The organism is Bacillus sp. SN32, assembly GCF_002837495.1.
GTDB classification, from domain to species: Bacteria; Bacillota; Bacilli; order Bacillales; family Bacillaceae; genus Bacillus; species Bacillus subtilis.
Window position 1 is genome coordinate 1 of record NZ_PJCT01000013.1, and the last position, 10,074, is coordinate 10,074.

The 10,074-nt window shown below is 49.7% G+C and carries 2 protein-coding genes; both read right to left on the reverse strand.

Annotated elements, in window-relative coordinates:
* Positions 1 to 7,639: surfactin non-ribosomal peptide synthetase SrfAB (gene srfAB, locus CW370_RS21860; protein WP_101169976.1), on the reverse strand; the 7,639-nt coding region annotated here is incomplete at its 3' end.
* Between the two features lie 12 nt (positions 7,640 to 7,651).
* The coding region (locus CW370_RS21005) for a condensation domain-containing protein (RefSeq protein ID WP_157829197.1) at positions 7,652 to 10,074 on the reverse strand (2,423 nt) is incomplete at its 5' end.

The following is a 10,074-nucleotide window of genomic DNA, read 5'->3' on the forward strand; positions in this document are numbered from 1 at the left end:
CGAATAGCTGATGAACCGTTTTGTCTGTCGGCACAGGCAGCGCTTTGCCCTTCCATGCCTCAAGAAGCGCTTGCTTTTCTGTCTCGGTGACCAGTGACAGGCTGGAAAGCGGCTGGTTCGGGTTATCCGCAACAGCCTTTAGTAGCCGCAGAACGTATTCGCTCCATTTTTCAGCTGTTTCTTTTGCGAACAGATCTGTCGCATATTCGAGCTGCAAGCCAATGCCATTTTCATCAGTAAATCCGCCCAGTGTCAGATCAAACTTAGAAGTTCCCTGATGAGCCTCATAAGGTGAAATGCTCAGATTTTGCAATGTAAGCTGTTCTTTATCAGGGTTTTCTGTCGTCACCATCACATTAAACAATGGGTTTCGGCTCATATCCCGAGGGAGATCAAGCTGATTAACCAGATCTTCAAACGGATACTCCTGATGCTCAAGCGCTGACAAGTTCGTCTGCTTTGCTTGCTCCAAAAGCTCCGCAAATGTTTGCTGTTCTTTCGCTTCCATTCTCAGGGCAAGTGTATTGACGAACATTCCCGGCATGTCCTGAACATCAGCATTCGTCCGGCCGGCAGTAACGGAGCCGATGACGATATCCCGCTGTCCGGAAATTTTGCTTAAAAAGACGTGGAAAACAGCATGGAGCACCATGTGCAAGGTCGTTCCGGTTTCGGCAAGCAGTTTTTCTACCGCCTTTGCCGTCTCACTTCCCGTACGGAAACGGATCGTATCTCCTTTAAAGCTTTGCACAGGCGGACGGGCGTAATCGAGCGGGAGATCAAGCTCTGGCAGCTCGCCTGAAAGAACTGACAGCCAGTACGCCTCATGCTCCTTCATCCGTTCTTTTTGCTCAGCTTCATTTTGCCAAACGGCGAAATCTTTATAATGAAGCGCCGGCTCCGGAAGCTGCTCTCCTTTGTAAAGCAGCGCCAATTCTTTTACAAAAATGCCTCTTGAGACGCCGTCTGCGATGATATGATGCATATCTAAAAGCAGCAAATGTTTTTTCGCTTCTATTCGAAGCAAAGCTGCGCGAATGAGCGGTGCGTCGGTTAAGTCGAATGGCCGGATAAATTCCTTAATCTTTTGGTCCGCTTCGTCTTCTTTGGCTTCAAACACATGAAGATCAACCTCCGCCTTCTCAATGATGCACTGAACAGGCTCACCATTGGCTTCCATAAATGACGTCCGCAATGATTCGTGACGGTTCACGAGCTGATTGAGTGAGTCGCGCAGGCGCGAAATATCAAGCTCTCCTTCCATTAGAAGAACAGATGGCATGTTATAGCTTATCGTCTGGCGGTCAAGCTGATTGAGCACGTACATCCGTTTCTGTGCGGAAGACAATGGATACATAGCCTGCTTGTCAGCCGGTTTGAGGACTTGATGGCCGCCTGAAACGGCAGACGCCTCCATATAAGCCGCCAGCTGGCGAACAGTTGGCTGCTCGAACAGTGCTTTAAGCGGTACGCTTTTCTCCAATTCCGCCTGAATGTTGGCAATCAGCATCATCCCTTTTAATGAATGGCCGCCTAAATCGAAAAAATTGTCATCAATGCCGATGGCTTCTATGCCAAGCGTTTTCTGCCAAATGCGGCATAAGCTTTCTTCAAGCGCTGTCTCCGGTGCGGCCAATGCCTTGCCTCCGGATTGTGCCGCGTTCGGCTTCGGCAAAGCGTTTCTGTCGGTTTTTCCGTTTGCCGTCAGCGGAATCGCGTCAACCTGCACAAAGAAAGCAGGAATCATATGAGACGGCAGTGTTAGGGAAAGCTGGTTCCGGAGCTCTGCTTTTTCAATAGCTTGATCCGACGTATAATACGCGCAAAGCTCTTGAAGACCGCCCTCGGAAACTGCTAGTACAACCGCTTCTTGAATTCCGCTGAGGCTGAGCATGACCGTTTCAATTTCTATCGGCTCAATACGGTAGCCGCGGATTTTCACCTGATCATCAGCCCGGCCGATAAATGCAAGCGTACCGTCAGAAAGTCTTCGTACGACATCTCCGGTTTTGTACATGAGGCTTCCCGGCGAATATGGATTTTCTACAAATCTCTCGGCTGTCAGCTGAGGCCTGTTGAGATACCCTCTCGCAAGCCCCTGTCCCGTGATATAGAGCTGTCCGCTCGCTCCCGGCGGCACAAGCTTCAATGCTTCATTTAAGACAAGCGCGCCGGCATTCGTAATCGGCCGTCCGATTGTCGGGCGTTTCGCAAATGCATCCGGCTCAGACAGATCAACCCGCCCGGCAATGGCGCCGATCGTTGCTTCTGTCGGGCCGTAGTGATTGATAAATTCGGTATGTCCATACATCTTACGGAAGGCGATAACATCAGTCGGGATGATTTTTTCTCCTCCCAAGACGATCAAGCGCAAGGATTCAAAGTTCGCATCTTTTGCAAAACTGGCGGTGTTCACTATTGTATGGAACAGAGACGGTGTCAGCTTGATATAAGTGATCCCATGCTCCTTGATATAGTGCGCTATTTCATCCGGCGCCGTATAGGTTTCCTTCTGGACGATATGGAGCTCGCCACCGCCCAGAAGTACGGGGAACATGCTCGTATAGCCAAGGTCAAATGCGTAAGATGAAAGCAATACAGTCTTATCATTTTCCGTCAGGCTCGCCTCTTTACTAAACCAAGAGACATAGTTTGTCAGATTGCGATGCTCAATCTGCACGCCCTTTGGCTTTCCGGTCGTACCGGACGTATAAATGACGTATGCAAGATTGCGAGACCCGGAAATGGATGATGGGCGCTCCTTGCTTTCATTTCTCCATTTACCGTCATCAAGGCTGACGATTGTCCCTTCATATTGCCCAATAGCCGTCATGTTTCTTTCATTCACGACCGCAAATTTTGCTCCGCTGTCCTCTAATGAATAACGGATTCGTTCTTCGGGTGTATCAGGATCAATCGGAAGGAAAGCTGCCCCCGCCTTCATGATACCGAGAATCGATATCATGACTTCAGCTGACCGGTCCATAACAATCGCGACGATGTCTTCATTTCCTGCCCCTTGGGCACGAAGATGATGCGCCAGCTGGTTCGCCTGTTCATCAAGCTCGCGATAGGTCAGCAGATTTCCGCCAGCCTTCACCGCAGAATGGTCAGGTGTTTGCTGGGCCTGTTTTTCAAAAAGTGCTGCAAAGGTTTCGGTAATTTGAGTCATATGTCTTTCTTCTAGCAAAGCAGCCGTTTCTGCAGATGAAAGCAGATCTACATCAGACAGCCGAACGTTTGGATTAGCCGCGGCCGCTTTGATGATATTGACAAAGTGGCGGCTCCAGCGGCGGATCGTCTCGTCCTTAAACAAGGCAGTCGCATAGTCAAAGCTTAGGCCGATATCCTCTTCACGCTCGACCGCTTCCAAGGAAAGATCAAATTTCGCAACATGATGAAGCATGGAATACGAGGAAATCTTCAAATCTCCTAATCTTAATGAAGGAATCTCCATATTCTGCATGTTGAACATCACGCTGAACAGCGGACTTCTGCTTGTATCCCTTGTAAGCGGAAGCTTTTCAATCAGCTCCTCAAGCGGATAGCTCTGGTGCTCGAATGCTTGAAGGCTGGCTGTTTTGACCTCTTCAAGGAATTGCGCGAAGGTTTTATCTCCCGTTGGTGCCGTTCTGAGTGCCACCGTGTTGACAAACATACCCGGCACACCTTGCAGATCAGGATGTGTTCTGCCAGCTGTCGGCGAGCCGACAATGATATCATCCTGTGACGCGTACTTGGAAAGGAGTACATTGAACGCCGCCAGCAAAAACATGTACATTGTCGTATCTGTTTCTGCCATGAGTGATTTGATTTGAGCCGTGATTTGCTTATCAAGCCCAAACATCACGCGCTCTCCCGCAAAGCTCCGTTCAGCAGGCCGCTCGAAATCCGCGGGAAGATCCAGTATTGGCAGTTCGCCTTTAAAGACATCGAGCCAGTATTCCTCATCTTTTTGATAATTAGTTTGTTCTTTGTGCCAAACTGCGTAATCTTTATAGTGAATTTGTGGCAGTTCCAGATCTGCGCCTTGATATATTTTGGCAAGATCACCGATTAGAATGCCTGTTGAACTTCCGTCAGTAATAATATGATGCATATCAATGAGCAGCAGGTAGCGTTTTTCTTCCAGCTGGACAAGCTTCGAACGGACGAGCGGCGCGCGGTTTAATTCAAACGGCTGAACAAATTCTTTGATTATCTCTTCCGCGTCTTCTTCCCGTCCCTTGGCAGCCTCCAGCTGGAACGATATGTTTTTATGAACGGTTTGCACAACCTCTCCGTCGATCATGTCAAACGATGTACGGAGGATTTCGTGCCGGTTGATTAATTGCTGAATCGCGTTTTCAAGCCGGTCTTTATCTACTTCTCCCTCCAGCAGAAGTACAGCGGGGACGTTGTAGCTTGTGTTTGCTTGTCCAAGCTGATTGAGAATATACATTCTCCGCTGGGCCGGGGATACAGGATAATGCTGCTGATAAGATGCTTGCCTGATCGATTCAAACGTCTGCTCCTCCTTGCTTTCGTTCTCTTCCAAATACAGTGCCAGTTCTTGAATAGTCGGCTTTTCAAAAAGCACTTTTATCGGAACTTCCTTATGAAAATGCTCTTGAATTTTCGCCGTCATCATCATCGCTTTCAAAGAATGGCCGCCGATCATAAAGAAGTTATCGGTAACGCCTGCTTTGACGCCGAGTATTCCTTCCCAGATCTCCGCTAATTTCTTTTCACTCTCTGTTTTTGGTGCTGCGTATTCCGGCTGCACGGCTTCTGATTGCGGTGCAGGCAGTTCCTTTTTGTTGATTTTCCCGTTTGGCGTAAGCGGCAGGCTGTCCATTTGAATCAGGTGGGCAGGGACCATATAGTCAGGCAAAGACTGAGACAGTGTTTTTCTCAGCTCACTCACAGCCACTTCACGATCCGCTGTGAAGTACGCGCAAATTTCATTTTCATCCGCTTTGTTCTTGCGGATGATCACCGCAGCCTCTGTCACATGCTCAGCCATGTTCAGTTTTGTTTCAATTTCGCCAAGCTCAATTCGGAAGCCGCGCACCTTCACTTGGTTGTCGATTCTGCCTAAAAATTCGATATTGCCGTCCGGCAGCCATCTTGCCAAGTCACCAGTGCAATAAATTCTCTCACCCGGTCTGAACGGGTCTTCGAGAAATTGCTTTTCTGTCAGCTCAGTGAGATTGACATACCCACGCGCTACACCGATTCCGCCTACGCAAAGCTCACCAGGCGCGCCGATTGGCTGCAGGCATTGCTGCTCATCCATGATGTAGGCAGTGGAATTTCCGATCGGCTTCCCGATTGGGATAGAGCCGCCATACTCACGGTCGATCAGAAAACTGGTTGAAAACGTCGTGTTTTCTGTCGGGCCGTATCCGTTCCACAATGAAAGCGACGGAGATGCCTGTTTTACTTTGCTGACAATATGAGGGACAAGGGCATCTCCGCCGATGATTAAATGGCGCAGTGTGCCGAACATACCCGCATCCTTTGCGGCAAGCTGGTTGAATAAAGGTGATGTCAGCCACATCGTCGAGATTCTTTGCTCACGCAGGAATGCAGCAAATTGTTTCGCATCAAGCAGCGTCTCTTTTTTGACCGGATAAAGCGCTGCGCCATTCAACAGTGCGCCGAATACCTCAAACGTTCCGGCATCAAAGCTGACAGCTCCCGTTTGCGCCATGCGGTCCTCTTCAGTAACAGGAACGTACCCGGCATTTTTGACGAGGCGCAGAATGCTTTTATGTTCGATCATGACGCCTTTCGGTTTGCCCGTTGAACCAGATGTGTACATGATGTACGCCAAGTCGGACGGGGCGGATGGCAGGCTGAGATTGTCAGCCACTTCACTCTCTTCAAAACCTATGTCCAGTGTAAGAACCGGCACTTGCAGCTGATGTGCCTGCCCTGTATAAGAATTTCCGGTCAAAACCATTCGAACGGAGCTGTCCTCTGCCATGAAACGAAGACGATCCCCAGGAAGCGCTGGATCAAGCGGCACATATGCGGCGCCTGCTTTTAAAACAGCCAGCATGCCGACAACGGTTTCTACTGAGCGGTCGTTCATAATCGCTGCTGTTTCCCCTTTTTGAAGCCCTTGTTCGACAAGCTTTTTCGCCAGACGGTTAGCCGCTGCATTCAGCTCGCGGTACGTCAGCTCGGTTCCTTCATATACGACGGCAGTGCTCGCCGGCGTCCGTTTCGCTTGCTCTTCAAACACCTGATGAACAGCCATTCCTTCAGGGAGTTCGGCTTTCGTGCTGTTAAACACCTCGACAATTTGCCGCTGCTCTTCGTCTCCCACAAGCCCGTACTCACGCACAAAAGCGGCCGGCTGATCGACAGCTGCTTCCATCATGCGGGTAAGGTGCTCCGCTGTCCGTTCGATAAAAGCGGAATCAAAGGCGGCTCCGTTATATTTAATTTTGACGGTCCACGTTTTGCCCGGATACACAATCAGGTTGAAATCGAAGCTCGTTTGTTCAAATGCGCTTTCTACCTTAATCGAAAACCCGAGGCGGTCTTCCATGCTGCCGTTTTCAAGCTCTTGATCAAGCGGATAATTTTCAAACGCGACCAGATGGTTTAAGAGATTGCCATCAAGGGCTGAGCGTTTTTGAATCTCATAGAGCGGCACGTAATCGTAACGCTCTGCCTCTACTGCATGCTGCTGAACAGCTGTGAAAATATCAGCGAATGCAGCATCTCGTTCAACTTTTACCCGCACCGGAATGGTGTTGATAAACAGCCCCGCCATCGTTTCAATTCCGTTGATTTCAGACGGCCTTCCTGAGACGACCGTTCCGAAGACAACATCATCCGTAAAGTTGTATTTGCTGAGAACAATGCCCCAAACGGCCTGAAATAGGTTAGGCCCTGTCACTTGATGGAGATTTGCGGTTTGCTGAATACGGGCAACCAATGTTTCGTCCCATGTAAAGGAATATTCTTTATTGACGTATTCGTCTTTTTTCACAGGCAGGCGGCCCGGGAGCACGCTTGGCTGTTCAAAACCCGCCAAGCGCTCGCTCCAGTAGCTCTCCGCTTCTTCATTGTCCTGTTTTCCAAGCCATTTGATGTAGTCGGAGTAAGGCTTGCCTTGACCGTTTGCAGGTGTCCTTCCTGCTCTGAGCGCTTCATAGTTTTGGAACAGGCTTTTCATGAGGACGCCCATGCTCCAGCCGTCCATCATAATATGATGATTGCTCCAGACAAGATACAGCTGATCTGCATCAAGGCGGAAAACCGCTACCTTGAACAATATGTCTTTTGCCAGGTTAAAGCCTTGGCGCTGAACGTCTTGTTTGTAACGCTCAATGTGCTCTTTCTGGCGGTTCTCGTCTGCATGACTGATATCCTCATAATGCACCTTTGTTTTGCGTTCCGCTAACACGACCTGACGCGGTTTTTGCAGCTGCTGATGCACAAATACCGTACGGAGAATATCGTATGACCGAATCAGTTCATTGACGCTTTTCTCAAAGATTTCAAGATCAAAAGCGCCGTGAATCCCAAGCTCTAATTGTGTGAAGTACGAGGAAGAATGCGGATCAAGCATCGCATGATACAGCATTCCCTCCTGCATTGGTGTCAGTGCGTACACCTTTTGAATCGATTTTTTGCTCATATGCCACCTCTATTAGAAAATTTCCATTAATTTATCCAGCTCATCCAGCGTCAAATCGTCGTCACCAAGATCACTCGGGGTCAGTTCCGTACCGTCTTGAGATAGGCAATGTTCAATGATTCTGAGAAGATGCGCTTTAAAGCTGTCACTGAATGTTTGTACTGTTTTTTCATGAAATTCAAGAGAATGATAGGCCAGTGACATCGTCAGTTTTCCGTTTTCGATATATCCGACAACATCCAGCGCATTCGGTTTTTCTGTTTCAGGGCTTAATGACTGTCCTGACGGCAGCTCTGATCTCGTAAACAAACCTGCATCCGACATTTCGTCAAACTGACCTAAATAGTTGAAGCTGACATCCGGCTGAATCGAGAACGCCACATCTTCTTTATGTTCCGGTGCCGTCAGATAGCGCAGAATACCGTATCCGACTCCCTTATTCGGCACATGTCTGATATCTTCTTTCATTTGCTTCAGCTGGTAGCCCAGATCATCCGCATGCTTCATATCGAGCACCATGGGGTACATACTTGTAAACCAGCCGACTGTGCGGGAAATGGTCAGGTCTTCTATGATTTCTTCACGTCCATGCCCCTCTAAATGAACACTTACTCGATCTTGACCCGTCCACTCCTTCATTGCCAATCCGAATGCCGTCAGCAAAATATCATTCATTTCTGTGTGATATGCCTCATGCACCTTTGTGGTGAGCTGTTCTGTCTCTTCAGCAGTCAGCGAGAATTCAATTGTCTTTGTATGTTTCATTCGCTGATCACCAGATTCGCGGTCTTTCGGAAGCTTTGCCGCAACAGCTTGTTCTTCAAGCTGTCTCCAATACTCTTTTTCTTTCAAAAAGGCTTTGGAGTTCGCGAAGTCTTGCAATCTCTCTGCATACTCTGCAAATGAATGTGTTTTCTGCGGGAGAACCGGTTCATTGCCTTGCTCAAGCTGTGTATATACTGCGGCGAAATCCTCCAGTAGAATCCGCCACGACACGCCGTCAACCACTAAGTGGTGAATGGCAAGCAGCAAGTGGTCTCCGTCTTCCGCTTGGAACAAGCCTGCTTTTAACAAGCCGCCTTCCTGCAAGTCGATGCTGCTTTGCAAACGCTCCGCTTCTCTCTCTATTCGGTCTTCGTAATCTGCAGCTTGGCCCTCAATCTGGATGACTTCCAATTGAGCTGAAGCAGCTTCAAGACCTCTGTTGTATTGAATGACGTCTTCCTGTCCCTCACGATAGACCATGCGGAGCGCGTCATGATGCTCGATCAGCGCCTGCAATGTTTTCTCCACCCGTTCAGGATCAAAGCCCTTCTTGGCGTGAAGCATCACAGATTGGTTCCAGTGGTGCTTGTTCGTGAAGTTCTTTTCAAAGAACCAGCGCTGGATCGGCGTCAGGATGACTTCGCCCTCCACCGGGCCTTGGTCTGCCTGTTTGCCTTCGGCACGCTCTACATATTGGGTAAGCTCCTCGATCGTCGGATGCTGGAAGAGATCTTTCATTTCCAGCTTCCAGCCGTGCTGGTTCAAGCGGCTCGCCATTTGAATTCCTTTGATGGAATCTCCGCCAAGCGAGAAGAAATTGTCGGTGACACCGACTTCAGACATTCCAAGCACGTCCTGCCAGATGCCGGCAAGCAGCTCTTCCATGTCGGTCGTTGGCGCTTTGTATTCTCCGCTTCCCGCTTCGATGTCCGGCTCAGGCAAGGCTTTGCGGTCCACTTTGCCGTTTGCCGTAACCGGAAGCTCGTTCAGCGTCACCCAGAACGCCGGGATCATGTAATCCGGCAGGGTTTCCTTCAGTGCTGATTTTAGTGCTTCTATGTCAGCTGTTTCCGGTGTGACATACGCCGCGATTGCTGTATTGCCGCCTTTATCCTTGACAGCTGTCACCGCCGCATCCTGCACCTCAGAAAGCTGGGCGAGCTGGACTTCAATTTCTGAAAGCTCGATCCGGTAGCCGCGGACCTTGACCTGCTGGTCGATCCGGCCAATGTATTCGATGCCGCCGCCCGTCCATTTCACCAAATCGCCGGTGCGGTACATGCGCTCACCCGGCACAAACGGATCAGCGACAAACCGCTTCGCGGTTTCGTCTTCTCGATTCAGATAGCCGCGTGCCAGTCCGCGCCCCGCCACGCAAAGCTCTCCGGCTACGCCTTCCGGCTGCACCTGATTGCCCTCGCCGAGAATGTATACTCTCGTATTGGCAATGGCCCGTCCGATGGAAAGCGAGCCTTCCTCCGGATGGATTTCTGTGCTTGTGGCAACAACCGTGTTTTCTGTCGGCCCGTAGTTGTTGACGAGCGTGTACGGCTTTTTCACTGCGCGCTTCAGCTTGTCTCCTCCGGTCAAGAGGACGCGAAGTGATGTGTTCTCAAGCTCCATGAACTGTTCCGCAAGCTGTGTCGGCAGGAACGTGATCGTTACGCCGT